Source organism: Pseudoalteromonas sp. 10-33, assembly GCF_001469195.1.
GTDB lineage: Bacteria > Pseudomonadota > Gammaproteobacteria > Enterobacterales > Alteromonadaceae > Pseudoalteromonas.
The window spans coordinates 99,305-115,434 of record NZ_LOFI01000024.1 but is presented as its reverse complement, the minus strand read 5'-3'; the positions used below and the strand labels follow the sequence as shown (position 1 = coordinate 115,434).

Genomic DNA, 16,130 nt, shown 5'->3' with positions numbered 1-16,130 from the left:
TGGGAGAAAAATAATGATTGAATCAATTATTAGATGGTCTATCGGCAATCGTTTCTTTGTTTTGTTGATTACCTTAATTATCGCGTTTGGTGGTTTGTATTCATTACAAAAAACGCCAGTAGATGCACTCCCCGATCTTTCTGATGTGCAGGTGATAATTAAGACGAGCTATCCGGGACAGGCACCACAAGTAGTGCAAGATCAAGTGACGTTTCCCCTTACTACAGCCATGTTGTCAGTACCGGGAGCGCAAACTGTTCGTGGTTACTCATTTTTTGGTGATTCCTACGTCTATATCATTTTTGATGATGATACTGATTTGTATTGGGCTAGAAGCAGAGTACTTGAATACTTAAGCCAAGTAGCATCAAGCCTGCCTGATTCGGCAAAACCACAATTAGGACCTGATGCGACAGGTGTGGGTTGGGTATACATCTACGCTTTAACAGATAAGTCAGGAAACCATGATCTAAGCCAATTAAGAAGTATTCAAGACTGGTTTTTAAAGTATGAATTGCAAACTGTTCCGGGCGTGTCTGAGGTTTCCGCCGTTGGCGGTATGGTTAAGCAATATCAGGTACAAGTCGATCCCGACAAGCTCAGAGCTTATAACGTGCCGTTAAGTCATATCCAAATGGCACTTAAACGAGGCAATAAAGAAACGGGCGCATCTGTTGTGGAAATGGCGGAAGCTGAGTATATGGTTACTGCTACGGGGTATATTCAATCAGTTGGAGACATTGAGAAAATTCCACTTGGTATTAACGAACAAGGCACGCCATTGCGTATTGGTGATGTTGCTACCGTTAATTTAGGGCCTCAAATGCGCCGTGGTATCGCAGAGCTAAATGGTGAAGGAGAAGTTGTTGGTGGTGTTGTCGTTATGCGCTTTGGTGAAAACGCTCAACAAACCATAAACGGGGTAAAAGAAAAACTTGAATCGCTTAAATCTTCTCTACCAGAGGGGGTGGAGATTGTCCCTGTTTATGACAGATCGAAGTTAATAGATCGTGCTGTTGATAATCTTTGGAGCAAGTTGCTAGAGGAGCTTGCAGTCGTTGCTATTGTCTGTGTGGCTTTCCTATTTCATCTTCGCTCATCTATTGTGGCAGTTGTTACTCTGCCATTAGGTATCTTGGTGTCGTTCATTATCATGTATATGCAAGGCATCAATGCCAACATTATGTCTTTAGGCGGTATCGCTATTGCGATTGGTGCGATGACTGATGGTGCAATAGTGATGATTGAAAATATGCACAAGCATATGGAGAAAACACCACTAACAGATGAAAATCGCTGGCAAATTGTTGCTAAGGCTGCGAGTGAAGTAGGCCCTGCACTATTTTTTAGCTTACTGATCATTACAGTCTCATTCTTACCTGTATTTATCTTGGAAGCGCAAGAAGGAAGAATGTTCTCTCCGCTCGCCTATACAAAAACCTATGCAATGGCGGCATCAGCAGGTTTGGCGATCACATTGGTGCCTGTTTTGATGGGCTACTTTATTCGAGGCAAAGTTGTTTCTGAAAAGAAAAACCCGTTAAACCGATTATTGATTGCTATCTACATGCCTGTTTTAAAGCAAGTCATGAAGTTTCCAAAATCGACAATAGTAGCAGCAATATTAGTGACTATCGTTGGCTTTTGGCCTGTCGATAAAATTGGTAGTGAATTCATTCCGCCATTGGATGAAGGCGATCTCATGTATATGCCTACTACCTATCCCGGTATTTCAATTGGTAAAGCAAGGGAGTTATTGCAGCAAACAGACAAGCTTATTCGCACTGTGCCAGAAGTTGAAACTGTATTTGGTAAAGTAGGAAGAGCTGAAACTGCAACCGATCCTGCACCTTTAACCATGATTGAAACCTTTATTCAATTGAAGCCACAAGAGCAGTGGCGAGAGGGGGTGACTACTGAATCGTTAAAAGCTGAGTTTGATAAATTGGTTAAGTTTCCGGGCTTAACGAATGCTTGGGTTATGCCAATCAAGACCCGAATCGACATGTTAGCAACAGGCATAAAAACGCCTGTGGGTATTAAAGTCGCCGGACCAGAGCTTGATGTGATTCAGGAAATCGGCCAACAAATAGAGCAAATTTTACCCGAAGTTACAGGCACAGCATCAGTTTACTCAGAGCGAGTTGCAGGTGGACGATATATCAAGGTTGATATTTCACGCGATAAGGCAAGTCGCTTTGGGTTAAACATCGAAGATGTTCAACAAGTGGTTTCTACAGCTATTGGTGGTATGAACGTTACCCAAACGGTAGAAGGTCAAGAGCGTTACCCTGTTAACTTACGCTATCCGCAAGACTATCGAGACTCTCCTGAGCAGCTATCACGATTACCTGTTGTAACACCAAGTGGTCAACGCATTGCACTAGGTGATGTCGCAGATATTCGAGTTGAGAACGGTCCGCCGGGAATTAAGAGTGAAAATGCTCGTTTAAATGGCTGGACGTTTATCGATATAGACGGTGTTGACGTAGGTACTTATGTTGAAAGTGCAAAAATACACTTGGCTAATAATCTAAAACTACCAGCAGGTTATTCAATTACTTGGGCTGGGCAATACGAATATATGGAAAGAGCGAAAGAAAAGCTCACCTATGTATTGCCTTTAACACTCGCCATTATTGTTATTCTACTTTACTTAAACTTCAGAGCGTTTAGTGAGGTGGCTATCATTATCGTTACCTTGCCGATGGCGATGATTGGTGGCTTATGGTTGATGTATCTGGAAGGGTTTAACTTCTCTGTGGCTGTTGGCGTGGGCTTTATTGCTCTAGCTGGGGTAGCGGTTGAGATTGGTGTGATAATGTTGGTTTATCTCAATCAGGCACTTGCTGAGCTTAAGGAAAAAGCTGAAGAGCGAGCTGAACCTATCTCTGATGATGCATATCAAGATGCATTATTGCACGGTGCAGGCTTACGAGTTCGTCCAGTAATGATGACAGTTGCAACAATCATTATCGGCTTGATGCCCATTTTATATGGTACAGGAACAGGTTCGGAGATTATGAGTCGTATTGCTGCACCTATGGTAGGCGGAATGACAAGTGCTGTGCTACTCACTCTTATTGTGCTCCCAGTAATTTACTCAATCGTTAAAAAGCCAGAATTAAACGCCTTTAACAAGGAGCTTTCTAAGGCGGAGCTAAAAAGTAATGCTTAGCGAAGTTAAGAAACCATAAATAGCAATTTCAATAAACTAAAATAGAGGTAAATATGAAAAAACTAATTAAATTTTTAACCGTAATCAGTGTCGTTTTTAGTAGTGCGGTATTTGCGCATGTGCATCTTGAAAAAAGTGTGCCTGCTGATAATGCAATGCTAATGAATCCTCCAGAAGAGTTAACTTTGGTGTTCACCAAAGAGGTACGGGTTGTAAAAGTTTCATTGGCCAATAAACAAGGCGAAGAATTTAAATTTGGATTCGAGCCTTCTAAAGTCGCTACTAGCAAATTTACATGGAAACTACCTAAATTAGCTCCTGCAAACTACGCTGTGGATGTAACCTTCTTAGGTAACGATGGTCATAAAATGAAACATAGCTTCGGCTTTATGGTTCACTAAAATAGGCGGTGTGATTGATATGGAAATGTATATCTGGAATACAGTCATTGTACTGTCAAAAATTGTATTTTACGTCGGCTTTGCCTGTATTGCAGGTTATACATTTTTCAGGCAAATATTTGAGAATAATGAATCTCATACTAATGCTGTAATAGCGAATTTAACGTGGACAAGAACTTATATAGTTATGGCTTTGATCGCTAATATTACTTGGTTCTTTGCCAGTACTGGTGCAATGGCAGAAGAGGGAATTCAGGGGGCGATAGACGCTGATATATTGGCTATTATGTGGGACTCCTCTGTCGGCACTGGAGCTTTGCTTCGAGCGCTTGGGCTAGTTACCGCAATAATCGCTTTAGCTTTAAGGTTCAAACTCGCTGTGAACTCGTACTTAAAACAAAGCGCTTTAATGTTGAGTTTATTAATCCTTGCATACTCATTCACGTTACTGGGTCATATTTCTGAGTTAGGCACAATTGAAAAAGGCTTGCTTATTTTGCATGTGCTCGTTATGGCATGGTGGTTTGGGGCGTTATTGCCATTAAAACAGGCTTGCCATCAGCTAAGTTATGCAGAACTTCATTTGCTGATGGAAAGCTTTGGCAAACAAGCAAGTTTTACATTGAGCCTATTGTTGGTAGCAGGCCTCTGGCTCGTGATTCAATTGGTCGGAAGTCTTGATGCACTAATAAGCTCAAGTTACGGACAAATACTGTTGTTTAAATTGGCCCTTGTAGTGTCTATTTTGGCACTTGCTGCTAAACATAAACTAATACTCGTTCCACAACTTAAAAATAGTCAAGGCAGAGAGGCTTTATCTAAATCTATCTCGATAGAAATGGTAGTAGCTTTTGCCATTTTATCTGTAACGGCTGGGCTTACTAGTGTTGTTGGCCCTGCAAATTAAAACCTAAAAGAGAGAATGAAAATGAAAACAATAAATATATTACTCGTTTTATTAATGACGTTTAGTTTCGCAGCAAACGCTCATGGTGATAAGAACAAAGACAAAGGTTTGTTTAAAGGTATAGATACCCCTGCCGCAAAAGTTGTTTTGGCATTTCATCAAGCACTTGAAACTGGCAATCAAAAACAGGCTAGAGCGCAGTTAGCGGATGATGTCACCATTTTCGAGGGAGGCCGCGTTGAAAGGAGCGCTGATGAATATGCTCATCATCATATGTTGTCGGATATGAAGTATTTAGCAGCGATGAAGAGCGACACACTTGAACATCAAGTGACGATACTTGGAAATACCGCTATCTCTGCGTCGCGTAGTCAAACTACAGGTACTCATAAAGGTGTTGAACGCGATTATCAAGGCATGGAAACGATGGTGCTGGAAAAACAAAATGGTGAATGGAAGATTAAGCACATTCATTGGTCACATTAATTTATTGGTTAAATAACGGAGTACAAAATGAGAATTAAAAGTCCATTACATCAAGTTTCTACGCCACGTAGACGCTTTGTACAAGGTGTAATTGCTGGCGGTGTATTAGCTGCTTTTCCAAGTGTTCTTCATGCAGCTTCATCTTTGATTGCTGGAACTTCAACAGGTACTGCGCCCGAACTAAGTGGAGAAGTAATAGATTTAGTGATAGATGAGTCACCCGTAAACTTCACAGGTGTTGTAAGAATGGCTACAACAATCAATGGCTCAATACCAGCTCCTACCTTGCGCCTCAGAGAAGGTGATGACGTTACTATCAGGGTAACTAATAAATTATCAGTGCCGAGTTCAATTCATTGGCATGGGATCATTCTTCCGTATCAAATGGATGGCGTACCGGGTATTAGCTTTAAAGGTATAATGCCGGGTGAAACCTTTGTTTATAAATTTAAGCTGCAACAAAGCGGCACATATTGGTATCACTCACACAGTGGCTTTCAAGAAATGACAGGTATGTACGGCGCATTAATTATTGAGCCAAGAGAAAAGGATATTATTAGTGCTGACAATGAGCATGTCATCCAATTGTCTGATTGGACTGATGATGACCCAATGGATTTGTTTCGCAAGTTAAAAGTACAGAGCGATGTATTTAACTTTAATCAACCTACTGTTCCAGAGTTTTTTGATGACATTTCAAATAGCAGCGTTTCAAATGCGCTACAACGCCGGGAAATGTGGAATAAAATGAGAATGAACCCTACAGATCTTGCAGACTTATCAGCATCTGCAATGACTTTTTTAATGAATGGTTGTGCGCCTTTGACAAACTGGCGTGGAATGTTTAAAGCTGGCGAAAAGGTTAGGCTTAGATTTATTAACGGTTCTAGCAATACGTTTTTTGATGTAAGAATACCTGAGCTGAAGTTAACAGTTGTACAAGCTGATGGACAAAATGTTGAACCTGTGACAGTAGATGAATTTAGATTTGGTCCCGGTGAAACTTATGATGTACTTGTCGAGCCAAAAAATGATGCATATACGATTTTTGCACAAAGCATGGATCGCTCAGGTTATGCTAAAGGTACTTTATCAATGGCACCTAACGTTGATGCACCAGTACCTTCTTTAGACCCCGTTGAGTGGTTAACGATGACAGATATGATGGGCAATATGACCCATGATAGTGTGCATTCTACAATGGCTGATACGGCAGGTATGTCGGGCATGAATTCTAATAAAATGGATCATAGTGCAATGGGTCATGGAGCGATGGCAATGGATCATAGTAAACATGGAATGACTAAAAACCCATTAGCTGTTGCTAGCACTAAAGTGCGTCATGCAAAAACAGAGTATGGAGCTTCTGTTGATATGCGTGTTGATATGCCTAGAACAAACCTTGATGATCCCGGTATAGGTTTACGTAAAAATGGACGCCGTGTTTTAACACTTGCAGATTTACATTCTCTTGAGGGAATTACAAACCAGCAAGAGCCAGAGGCTGAAATTGAATTACATTTAACTGGAAACATGGAGCGTTATAGCTGGTCATTTGATGGCTTGGAATTTGGAAAAAGCACGCCAGTTCACATGAAGCATAATCAACGTTTAAGAGTTATTTTACAAAACGATACAATGATGACACATCCCATGCACCTGCATGGTATGTGGAGCGATTTGGAGAATGAAAAAGGTGATGTACAGGTTCGTCGCCATACTATCCCTGTACAACCAGCGCAAAGAATTAGTTTTTTAACAACACCTCATGACGTAGGTCGCTGGGCATGGCATTGCCATTTATTATTCCACATGGATGCAGGTATGTTTAGAGAGGTAGTTGTATCATGAAAAAATTAATACTAACCAATACGTTAAGACTATTATTAATAGGTTTGCCCCTTATAAGTGTATCTGTATCTGTATCTGTATCTGCAAAAGATGAGATGACTGAGATGGGTGATTCTAAAATGCAAGCACAAGGTGGAGATGCACCTAAAGATGCTAGAGACCCCCATGCTTATGCAGCAGGTACAACTTTGACTGAAGGCCCTTATGCACTCAGTAGCGACAAACGACTGACTTTGGCAGATGAGCATTCATTTTACGCGCTACTAGGGGATCGTCTTGAATATAATGAGCAAACAAACGCAGGTGTTTTTGACTTTCAGGCATGGTATGGCACTACTTTTGATAGATTAGTCATCAAAACTGAAGGAGATTTTAGCGAAGGTAATTTAGAGGAGAACCAAACAGATTTTCTATGGGGCCACGCAATATCTGCTTATTGGGATACACAAGTCGGTATTCGACTTGATTACAATAACGAAGGTGAAAACCGCAAATGGCTAGCTTTTGGTTTACAAGGTCTAGCCCCCTACTGGTTTGAAATTGATATGACTGCGTATTTAGGAGAGCAAGGTAATAGTGCATTTTCGATCGAAGCTGAGTATGAGCTATTACTTACTCAAAAGTTAATTGTTCAACCACGAGCAGAGTTGACGCTTTACGGTAAGGATGACGTCCAAAATAACCTTGGTAGTGGCTTGTCTAGCAGTGCTATTGGTTTTCGGGTTCGTTATGAGTTTACCCGCCAGTTTGCTCCCTATGTTGGCGTTGAGTGGACAAATAAATTTGGTAATACAGCCGACTTTGCGAAGTTAAATGGGCAAAGTACTCGTGATACTGCTTTTGTTGCAGGTATCAAGTTCTGGCTCTGATATGAAGAAATACTATATTGACTTGATGAGAGCTACCGCAACTATGTTGATGGTAGCTTTCGTTTTTTGGGATTTAAACCATTTTAGTTATGTTAGGAAAGGCCTAGCTAATAGTTTTTTTGGAAAGAACTAAGAGCAGTAATAGTAAGCTACTTCTTGTTTTCAGTCGGTGCCAGTCTGGTGTATACCTATCAAGGTGGAATATCAGCTAAGAAGTAAAGTTGGCGAATGGTTAAGGTTAAAGAGTCAAGGCAAAAAACATCGCCATTGAAAGACGTACAATAGGCCATTTTATCACTTTTGATGAACGGGAATTGGATGTGCCCGGGATAGAACCGATTGTTGCAAAGTACTGCGCTTAAAGCTGAACAATTGGAAAAATGATCCATTACTCAATACCTAGTTATGAGCGTAGGGTTTTTATTTCTTTTAATGGTGCTCATGCTTGGCTTCAATCTCATGAGTATAAATTAGACACCCCTTTTATACTTGTGAAGTTAAAGCTGTTTAAAAAAGTAAAAAGTAAAAAGTAAAAAGTAAAAAGTAAAAAGTAAAAAGTAAAAAGTAAAAAGTTTAGGTTTTAGTTCAAAGGTTGATCAAGATCATAAAATTATTTTTATAAAGTGGCTAATATTGTAGGTGATAAATAAGGAATTAAAATGTTTGGACTTTTCAAGTGGTTTAAAATAGTGATGATAACTGTGTTGCTTACGCAGCACGGATTTACCGTTGCCAAACCAATGAATTGTGAAGAACACCATAAGGACTCTTCCGATACGCATATTATGCAACCAAGCAAAAATATGCATCATCAATCAATGATTGACAATAGTCACTATCACGCTGAAAATTCACAAGATGCTAAGCACAATCATGCTGATGAGGAATGTGAAAAATGTAAAGCTGGTGATTGTCTTTGCTGCGAAGGTGTTTTTTGTGCAAGCTTTCATTTAAATGCCTATCTTGTGGAAGCGCAAGACGAAGGTATTTGCAATATTCATTCTGAGCTAATTCTACAGCGTACACCCCTACCAAAATCTGGTATCCATCTCTTACTTTATCGTCCACCAATTATTGGCTAATCACGGGAACAGTGCGTCTTTTTTTCGCCACTCCCATCAAAATAGAATGATTTTTTCATTGGTTTAAATAACCAATTGTTTTGAACGATTAGTACGATATTTGGAAAGGCATTATGGAAATGCTCAAACTATTGCTATTTACAGTACTTAATGCTGTCGATTTTGACCGAGATTTCTCTTTTACCAAAAAATTAGTTTTTAGCTTATTCACTAGAATTAGTACTTGACCTGTGTCTTAGACACAGGTCTAAGCTGAAGATGAGAGTACAAACTTAGCTAAAAAACTGAGGAGTGAATATGAAAGTTGCGGAGCTGGCAAAAAGCCTTGGAACGACTGCTGATACGGTGCGCTATTACACCAGATTAGGATTGTTAAAACCTGCTAAGTCAGTGAACGGCTACAAGTCATACTCGAATAAAGAAGTATCGAGACTTAAATTCATTTTAAGTGCCAGAAACCTTGGTTTTTCCGTTGCAGATATCAAGGAAATTATTAATGAATCTGAAGATGGTAAAAGTGCGTGCCCATTAGTCAGAAGCCTGATCAAAGAGCGGCTTGAAGAAACAGAAAAGCAGTTTCAAGCAATGTTGGCACTTCGAGGAAAAATGTCTTCTGCGCTTTCTCGATGGGAAGAAATGGAAGACAAAGCACCGACTGCAAACATGGTTTGTCATCTCATCGAAAACTTTGAGCAAATTAAAAAAGCATAGGAGGAAAAAGGGTGGCTACTAACACAAATATAAAAACTGAATCAGGCTGTTGCTGTCAGGCAAAAGCTCAATCCTCTTCGTGTAAAAGTAAGGAGAATACGTTGGAGAAAGTATCACATAACCAACAGCTTATCATTGAAGGTGCTGGGTGTGCTAGCTGTGTAGGCAAAATTGAAGGGGCGTTGAAGGCAACTCTTGGAGTCGTCAGTGCGGAAATGAATTTTGCTGATAGGACAGTAACAGTTTATGGGACAGCTAAAACAAAAGAATTGATCAAAGCTGTTGAGTCAGTGGGGTATAACGCGAAGCCAATTGATGATAGCTCAGCAACAGATGCGCTTGATGAGAAAGAGGCGGCTGATTGGGCATATTATAAGAAGCTAATGCGCGATACGTTTATTGCCCTTTCACTCGGCGTTCCTTTGATGATCTACAGCATTGTAGTTGGAGAAATGACGGTTGAAACAAACCTTGAACGAATTTCTTGGTTGGTTGTAGGCATTTTAACTTTTGGTGTTATGTATTTTTCAGGCAAGCATTTCTATGTAGGAGCATGGAAGAGCTTCAAAAATCATTCAGCCAATATGGACACCCTAATTGCTTTAGGAACAGGCACGGCTTGGTTGTATTCGATGGTTGTCGTGTTTGCACCTGACGCTGTTCCATTGATGGCACGGCATGTTTATTTTGAAGCTACCGCCATGATCATTGGCTTAATTGATTTAGGTTTAGCATTAGAAATCAAAGCCAGAGGTAAAACCTCTGAGGCCATTAAACGTCTTATCGGCTTGCAAGCCAAAACAGCAACCGTGGTTCGTGACAACAAAGAAGTTCAGATAGGTATTGAGCAGGTTTTATTTAACGATATTGTGAAGGTAAAACCGGGTGAAAAAATTCCCGTCGATGGCGTGGTATTGGAAGGACACACCTCTATTGATGAGTCCATGCTGACAGGCGAACCTATGCCTGCTGAAAAAGCTGAAGAAGATGAGGTTGTCGCAGGTACTTTGAACAAATCAGGCATGATTTTATTTAGAGCCACACGCGTTGGTAAAGACACGGCGCTTGCACAAATCATCAATATGGTGAAACGAGCACAAAATTCAAAACCGCCGATTGGCCGTTTGGCCGATGTTATTTCAGCTTTTTTCGTACCTGTCGTGATGATTACCTCTGTGTTAAGTGCGCTAGCATGGCTTAACTTTGGACCTGAGCCAGCCATTGCTTTTGCCATCGTTTCAGCAACTACTGTGCTTATTATTGCCTGCCCGTGTGCTTTAGGCTTGGCAACACCCATGTCTGTCATGGTGGGAGTAGGAAAAGCAGCAGAAGCCGGAGTGCTTATTCGCAACGGTGAGGCACTGCAAACCGCCTCTAAAATCACTGCCATGATTTTAGATAAAACGGGCACTATTACTGAAGGGGCACCTAAGGTAACCGATATTATTTTAGCAAAAGCTACTGACGAAAAAGACGTACTACAGCTTGCAGCAAGTTTAGAAAGCGGCTCAGAGCATCCTTTAGCGCAAGCGATTGTTGAAAGTGCGTTAGATCAGGATATTGAGTTACTAAAAATTGAAGCCTTTAACGCCATTACGGGTTTTGGTGTAGAAGCAAACTGCAACAATAAAGCCCTGCTTTTCGGTAACGATAAACTAATGAAGTTAAAAGGCATAGACCTCACTGGCTTTGTTGGAAAAGCCCAGTCTTTAGCAAAAGAAGCTAAAACACCTATGTATTTTGCTGTTGATGGTGAGCTTGCCGCAATAATTGCTGTTGCAGATCCAATCAAGTCTGACTCAATCTCTGCTATCCAACGTCTTCAGGCCAATGGTATACGCGTCATCATGCTAACGGGGGATAACAAGGAAACCGCTGCCGCTGTTGCCAAAAAAGCGGGCATTAGCGAGTTTTTTGCTGAAGTGCTGCCAGAAGACAAAGCCAACAAGGTGAAAGAGCTACAAGGCAGTGGCGAAATCGTTGGTATGACAGGTGATGGCATCAACGATGCTCCGGCGCTAGCGTTAGCTGATGTTGGTTTTGCTATAGGCACAGGTACAGACGTTGCGATTGAAAGCGCGGATATTACCCTGATGCGTGGTTCACTTCATGGCCTTGCTGATGCCATCGCGGTAAGCAAAGCGACTTTACGAAATATCAAACAAAACTTGTTTGGCGCGTTTGTCTATAACGTAGCCGGGATTCCTTTTGCTGCGGGGGTTCTATACCCCTTCTTTGGCATTCTGCTTAGCCCTGTAATTGCTGGTGCTGCAATGGCGTTTTCGTCATTGACCGTAGTGTCAAATGCAAATCGACTTCGCTTTTTTAAAGCCCAAAACTCATAGAAAGTAAGCATTTGGAGAATCACAATGATGATAATTAACTTATTAGGCTTAGTGTTAATTGCAATGATTGTTTGGTGGTTTTGGCTATACAAACCCAATAAAACAATTGTTCAAGATAGTGAAGTACTCATTGAAGTGAGGGATGGCGTGTATTCACCATCCTCAATTCAAGTGTCTGCTAGCCAGCCTGTCACTCTGAAGTTTATGCGCAAAGATCAATCACCCTGCGCTGAAACAATGCTTATTCCATCATTGGAGATAAGTGAGCAGCTTAAATTAAATGAAATTACTCAAATTACCTTATTGAACTTATCACCGGGAGAGCATGAGTTTCATTGTCAGATGCAAATGTATCGCGGTGTCTTAAAAGTCGTTTAGGAGGCCAACATGAAAAATGAGCACCCTAAATTTTGGTTTACACCCACAGGTTGGGCTGCATTGGTGCTTATTGCCGCAGCCACCTATTTTTTAATCTTTGAACATGGACAACATGTTCTGCAATTTCTTCCCTATTTAATTTTGCTGTTATGTCCTTTGATGCATGTATTTATGCATGGCAGTCACGGCAAACATGGTCACGATCATTCACATGCGCCTGATGACAAAAAGGAAGAGAGCTTTCAAGAACTCACGGATAAAAATGAAGCCTATCGCGATGGCTACATACAAGGGTTAGAAGAAGGACGCAAGGAATTGCATAAGAAGGAGAACAGTGATGAATGAGACATATGATTATGGCTTATGGTCAATGGTGATACTGAATTCAGCAATTTTTATCTTTTTTGCCTTTAGTTTTGTAAAACCAAAAACATCAACTGATTGGCGAAGCCTAGGAGCGTTCTCTGCCTTTATTGTTGCCCTATTTACTGAAATGTATGGCTTTCCTTTAACTATCTATTTTTTGTCTGGATGGTTAACTGAAAATTACCCAGAAGTTAACTTCTTTGCGCATGAAAATGGGCACTTATTACATACTTTCTTTGGTTTGGAAGGTGATGCCCATTGGGACCCATTTCATATAGCGAGTATGGTGTTTATTGTGGCAGGTATCTTTATGTTGTCTTCAGCATGGAACGTATTGCATCACGCGCAAAAACACCATCAATTGGCTACTACAGGATGGTACGCGAGGTGTCGTCACCCACAGTACGTAGCTTTCATTCTAATCATGTTCGGCTTTTTATTGCAGTGGCCGACCATCCCAACACTTGCGATGTTTCCAATCTTAGTCGTTGTTTACGTCAAGCTAGCGAAACGCGAAGAGACACAAGCTATTGCCGAGTTTGGTTCGGAGTACCATAGCTATATGGAATCGACACCAAGTTGGATTCCAAATTTTAATAAGAACATAGAAGGTAAAAATCATGAAAACGTTAACTAAATCAATTTTATTTGTCAGCTCACTATTGGCGGCCACAAGCTTATTTGCTCAAAACAATGAGAATAAACATGAAGGTGCGAACAAATCGGATATGCATCAAGGCATGGCAATGTCGCATGAGAACATGGGAAAAATGCATTCAAAAATGATGGAAATGAAAAAGGAAGTCCATACCATTAAAGCTGAAAAAGATCCTGAAAAGCAAAAGCAGATGATGGCTGAACATCACCGCTCAATGATGAAGATGATGCAATCCATGCACAAAAACATGGAAGCAATGCCAATGCATAAGCAAATCAAGATGGCTGAACATCATCTGGAAATGATGGAAAACATGATGCCACAAATGAAATACAAAATGGCAGAAATGAAAGACAAAAAACAACAACACTCGCACTCACATTAGGAGATAAATTATGAGCGATTTAGATCATAGAGTTGGCGTTAGAGAGCAGAATTTAGTTGTTCGAAATTTAAGACTAAGTAATGTCACAGAAGAAAACTGTGACGAGTTAGTAAAAAAAATTGATCAGCTTTTTGGTATAGATGAAGTCAGTTACAACATCAAAGAAGGTGAAATACACCTAGCATATGATGCGGCAAATATAAACCTTGATGGGATTGAGGAAGTTATTCGCAAACATGGTGCCGATGTTCATGATGATTGGTGGACGCACACTAAAGAAAGTTACTACAAATTTGTTGATCAGAATGTTAAAGACAACGCTGCTCATAAACCGTGGAGTTGTCACAAAGTTCCTCCGGGTGCAAGCCGGAAAAATAAGTAAGCTTCCAAAGAGCTTGCTCAGTTAATAAGTTAGATGAGGAAAAAATGATGAAAACATCCAATATGAAAATTCTTTTGCTTGTTGTATTCGGTATCTTTTTAGCAGGCTGTTCGAATACTGCGTTTTATCACAAAAATATGATGAGGGGCCAAGTGGTTGAGCAGTCTACTGATCGAACTCTGATTTGTATTGGTGCCAAACATGGTGCAGAGGTTGGACAAAAATACAGTGTTATTAGATTCCATGAGGAAATTGCGCCGGGTGAAGGTGATGATCCGTACACTATTGAAAAAGTGGGAACGGTACAAATTACTAAAATTGTAAATGATCACTTCGCGACGGTAAAACTAATATCTGGTGACATCGCAGCGAAAGATATGGTGGAACTTGAAGACTAATAAAGTGGTGGCGAAAGCCACCACAAGAGCATAACAATAAAACTTAATGAAAAAACTTTAGTGTTATTTTGTACAACCTTTGAGATTGTTTGCTCAGTTCTGGTTATCTTGATGCCAGTACGACAGAAAAATGTTACATATGAATTAGAAAGGTGTGGGCTGGCATCCTAGGTCTAATCTTAACAGTTAAGGGGCCGCCGAATAGAGCTATACCTTTACATCAGCAGCATAATCAATGCTCCCGCGATCATAAATAAGTTTTCAGATAGCGATACAAATCCAAGTGGCACACTGCTATCGCCGCCTACACAGGCACACTTTAACTGGCGTTTGTCGATGTAAACGGCTTTGAAAACTGAAATTGCTCCAACTGTGCCGATAAACAATGAAAATGGTGCCACTGCGAGAGGCTGTAGTTGGGCAACCATACCAATACCTGCATATGCTTCAATGAAGGGATAAATATAACCATATCTTATCCATCTCATCGCTAGTAAATCATAAGTAATAAACGAATTTGTGAAACTGTATAGGTCTTTCAGTTTTTGCACCGCTAAGAGCGTCATTGAAAAAGCTATAAATAGCATCAGTGTTCTGATGGAGATAAATGAGCCGGAAGCAAAATGTTGAGATGCGACAGCAAGAAGTGCAGCTATCGAGAAAATGGCTACAACGGGCGTGTAGGTTGTGCCAGTTTGACCTGCTTCATCTTTACCAAAATACTCTCTTAAGTCATCGTATCCTCCGACACGCTTTCCTTCAATAAAGGTTTGTGGCGTAGTTTTGACATCATGCTTAGCTTTGAAGTCATCAGCTTGTTGTCTTGACGTGAGCTTATGATCTTCTACATCATACCCTTGCCTCTCCAGCAAATCTTTCGACCTTAAACCATAGGGGCAGATATGTTCGTCAGTGACCATTCTGTACAGGGTAGCTGTCTTAGTCATCTTAGTCTCCTTTGTTCAGTGTGCCTTCAAACTTTGGGAGCGGTCGTTGCTCAGCCTGAGCTTGTGAGCTGACCTTTCCATTTTCAGAAATATCTTTAATCAGCCATTCCATTTCTTTTATTTCTTTTCGTTGGGCTTTAATAATACCATTTGCCAATTCACGCACGCGTACATCCTCCAAAGTTGAATGCTCACTAGTAAGAATAGCAATGGAGTGATGAGGAATCATCGCTTTCATGTAGGCAGTGTCAGAAATTGTGCTTTGAGAGCGAACAAGATAAAGACATATGGCAAACAGTATTGTCGCCAATAGAAAAATAGCCATGTTGAGCTTCTTGTTACTGTACATGCCAAGCATAAAGGCCAGCATGATCATTGCCATACCTGCTCCCATATACAACGCCATATAGATACGCGTTTCACTAAACCATATATGTGATACTGCGTAAGTGTTGAGGTACATCATGACAAACATAGTAATGGTTGAGGTGATGATCATTGCAGCAAATCTTGAGTATTTCATAAGTAATCCTTACATTGATAGTGTAAATATTTCCCACTGTTAGCCTATTATTCTCTACATGTGGTCATGTTCTCGAAAAAGTGCAAGTAATGAGCCAGTATCATTATTATCTTATTGTGAATATGGTTTACCAACACAGAATTGGATTTGCGCCACTGTTAGGCTATATATTGATAATTGGATTTGTTTTAGTTAGAAATGATGATCGTTAGTTACTCTATATCTAACCCAAGCCTTCGGCTTCAAATTTCTATTAGTGGTTT

The 16,130-nt window shown here is 40.5% G+C and carries 17 protein-coding genes; 15 read left to right on the top strand and 2 right to left on the bottom strand.

All coding sequences use genetic code 11. The annotated features are described in order from the left end of the window. The first annotated feature begins 13 nt into the window (after nucleotides 1–13). From ATS76_RS12940 to ATS76_RS12870, 15 genes are all read left to right on the top strand, one after another. Nucleotides 14–3,178 (top strand): efflux RND transporter permease subunit, encoded by a 3,165-nt coding sequence (locus tag ATS76_RS12940; RefSeq protein WP_058552472.1) that lies wholly within the window; start codon nucleotides 14–16, stop codon nucleotides 3,176–3,178. A 53-nt stretch (nucleotides 3,179–3,231) separates the two neighbouring features. Beyond that, a complete protein-coding gene (locus ATS76_RS12935; protein ID WP_010558032.1) occupies nucleotides 3,232–3,579 on the top strand; it encodes a copper resistance CopC family protein in 348 nt (115 codons plus the stop codon). 19 nt (nucleotides 3,580–3,598) lie between these two features. Beyond that, entirely contained in the window at nucleotides 3,599–4,486 is an 888-nt protein-coding gene (locus tag ATS76_RS12930) for a copper resistance D family protein (RefSeq protein WP_058552471.1), read from the top strand. A 15-nt stretch (nucleotides 4,487–4,501) separates the two neighbouring features. Beyond that, nucleotides 4,502–4,972, top strand: coding sequence for a YybH family protein (locus ATS76_RS12925; protein ID WP_008467847.1), 471 nt, complete (start codon nucleotides 4,502–4,504; stop codon nucleotides 4,970–4,972). Between the two features lie 27 nt (nucleotides 4,973–4,999). Beyond that, nucleotides 5,000–6,823: a copper resistance system multicopper oxidase gene (locus tag ATS76_RS12920; protein ID WP_058405792.1), complete on the top strand. Its 1,824-nt coding sequence runs from the start codon at nucleotides 5,000–5,002 to the stop codon at nucleotides 6,821–6,823. Beyond that, a complete protein-coding gene (locus tag ATS76_RS12915) occupies nucleotides 6,820–7,692 on the top strand; it encodes a copper resistance protein B (protein WP_021032426.1) in 873 nt (290 codons plus the stop codon). Before ATS76_RS12920 ends, ATS76_RS12915 begins: the two co-directional genes overlap by 4 nt. 659 nt (nucleotides 7,693–8,351) lie before the next feature. Then, the gene (locus ATS76_RS12910; RefSeq protein ID WP_058552470.1) at nucleotides 8,352–8,774 is read left to right on the top strand and encodes a hypothetical protein; all 423 of its coding nucleotides are present in this window, start codon (nucleotides 8,352–8,354) and stop codon (nucleotides 8,772–8,774) included. A 297-nt stretch (nucleotides 8,775–9,071) separates the two neighbouring features. Then, complete coding sequence (locus ATS76_RS12905) at nucleotides 9,072–9,485, top strand: MerR family transcriptional regulator (RefSeq protein ID WP_008467855.1); 414 nt, start codon at nucleotides 9,072–9,074, stop codon at nucleotides 9,483–9,485. Nucleotides 9,486–9,586: 101 nt separating this feature from the next. Continuing rightward, nucleotides 9,587–11,830, top strand: coding sequence for a heavy metal translocating P-type ATPase (locus ATS76_RS12900; protein WP_058552469.1), 2,244 nt, complete (start codon nucleotides 9,587–9,589; stop codon nucleotides 11,828–11,830). A gap of 24 nt (nucleotides 11,831–11,854) precedes the next feature. Continuing rightward, nucleotides 11,855–12,208 carry a cupredoxin domain-containing protein gene (locus ATS76_RS12895; RefSeq protein WP_029773135.1) on the top strand — a complete coding sequence of 118 codons (354 nt, stop codon included), beginning with the start codon at nucleotides 11,855–11,857 and terminating at the stop codon, nucleotides 12,206–12,208. Nucleotides 12,209–12,217: 9 nt separating this feature from the next. Next, nucleotides 12,218–12,553: a DUF2933 domain-containing protein gene (locus tag ATS76_RS12890; RefSeq protein WP_058405795.1), complete on the top strand. Its 336-nt coding sequence runs from the start codon at nucleotides 12,218–12,220 to the stop codon at nucleotides 12,551–12,553. Beyond that, nucleotides 12,546–13,211: a methyltransferase family protein gene (locus ATS76_RS12885; protein WP_058552468.1), complete on the top strand. Its 666-nt coding sequence runs from the start codon at nucleotides 12,546–12,548 to the stop codon at nucleotides 13,209–13,211. Before ATS76_RS12890 ends, ATS76_RS12885 begins: the two co-directional genes overlap by 8 nt. After that, a complete protein-coding gene (locus ATS76_RS12880; RefSeq protein ID WP_058552467.1) occupies nucleotides 13,195–13,617 on the top strand; it encodes a hypothetical protein in 423 nt (140 codons plus the stop codon). Before ATS76_RS12885 ends, ATS76_RS12880 begins: the two co-directional genes overlap by 17 nt. 10 nt (nucleotides 13,618–13,627) lie before the next feature. Further along, on the top strand, nucleotides 13,628–13,999 hold the full coding sequence (locus ATS76_RS12875) for a hypothetical protein (protein WP_058405798.1): 372 nt from the start codon (nucleotides 13,628–13,630) through the stop codon (nucleotides 13,997–13,999). 44 nt (nucleotides 14,000–14,043) lie between these two features. Then, nucleotides 14,044–14,397, top strand: a complete 354-nt coding sequence (locus ATS76_RS12870; protein ID WP_235590935.1) for a hypothetical protein — start codon at nucleotides 14,044–14,046, stop codon at nucleotides 14,395–14,397. 215 nt (nucleotides 14,398–14,612) lie between these two features. On the opposite strand, the gene ATS76_RS12865 is transcribed toward ATS76_RS12870, so the two are convergent. Continuing rightward, the gene (locus tag ATS76_RS12865; RefSeq protein WP_008109669.1) at nucleotides 14,613–15,344 is read right to left on the bottom strand and encodes a MauE/DoxX family redox-associated membrane protein; all 732 of its coding nucleotides are present in this window, start codon (nucleotides 15,342–15,344) and stop codon (nucleotides 14,613–14,615) included. Between the two features lies 1 nt (nucleotide 15,345). Beyond that, a complete protein-coding gene (locus ATS76_RS12860) occupies nucleotides 15,346–15,867 on the bottom strand; it encodes a DUF305 domain-containing protein (protein ID WP_008128012.1) in 522 nt (173 codons plus the stop codon). Nucleotides 15,868–16,130: the final 263 nt, after the last annotated feature.

Bases quoted from the DNA above. Each gene is read 5' to 3' on its own strand.
- ATS76_RS12940 (WP_058552472.1), top strand. From the start codon at position 14: ATGATTGAATCAATTATTAGATGGTCTATCGGCAATCGTTTCTTTGTT.
- ATS76_RS12935 (WP_010558032.1), top strand. From the start codon at position 3,232: ATGAAAAAACTAATTAAATTTTTAACCGTAATCAGTGTCGTTTTTAGT.
- ATS76_RS12930 (WP_058552471.1), top strand. From the start codon at position 3,599: ATGGAAATGTATATCTGGAATACAGTCATTGTACTGTCAAAAATTGTA.
- ATS76_RS12925 (WP_008467847.1), top strand. From the start codon at position 4,502: ATGAAAATGAAAACAATAAATATATTACTCGTTTTATTAATGACGTTT.
- ATS76_RS12920 (WP_058405792.1), top strand. From the start codon at position 5,000: ATGAGAATTAAAAGTCCATTACATCAAGTTTCTACGCCACGTAGACGC.
- ATS76_RS12915 (WP_021032426.1), top strand. From the start codon at position 6,820: ATGAAAAAATTAATACTAACCAATACGTTAAGACTATTATTAATAGGT.
- ATS76_RS12910 (WP_058552470.1), top strand. From the start codon at position 8,352: ATGTTTGGACTTTTCAAGTGGTTTAAAATAGTGATGATAACTGTGTTG.
- ATS76_RS12905 (WP_008467855.1), top strand. From the start codon at position 9,072: ATGAAAGTTGCGGAGCTGGCAAAAAGCCTTGGAACGACTGCTGATACG.
- ATS76_RS12895 (WP_029773135.1), top strand. From the start codon at position 11,855: ATGATGATAATTAACTTATTAGGCTTAGTGTTAATTGCAATGATTGTT.
- ATS76_RS12890 (WP_058405795.1), top strand. From the start codon at position 12,218: ATGAAAAATGAGCACCCTAAATTTTGGTTTACACCCACAGGTTGGGCT.
- ATS76_RS12885 (WP_058552468.1), top strand. From the start codon at position 12,546: ATGAATGAGACATATGATTATGGCTTATGGTCAATGGTGATACTGAAT.
- ATS76_RS12880 (WP_058552467.1), top strand. From the start codon at position 13,195: ATGAAAACGTTAACTAAATCAATTTTATTTGTCAGCTCACTATTGGCG.
- ATS76_RS12875 (WP_058405798.1), top strand. From the start codon at position 13,628: ATGAGCGATTTAGATCATAGAGTTGGCGTTAGAGAGCAGAATTTAGTT.
- ATS76_RS12870 (WP_235590935.1), top strand. From the start codon at position 14,044: ATGATGAAAACATCCAATATGAAAATTCTTTTGCTTGTTGTATTCGGT.
- ATS76_RS12865 (WP_008109669.1), bottom strand. From the start codon at position 15,344: ATGACTAAGACAGCTACCCTGTACAGAATGGTCACTGACGAACATATC.
- ATS76_RS12860 (WP_008128012.1), bottom strand. From the start codon at position 15,867: ATGAAATACTCAAGATTTGCTGCAATGATCATCACCTCAACCATTACT.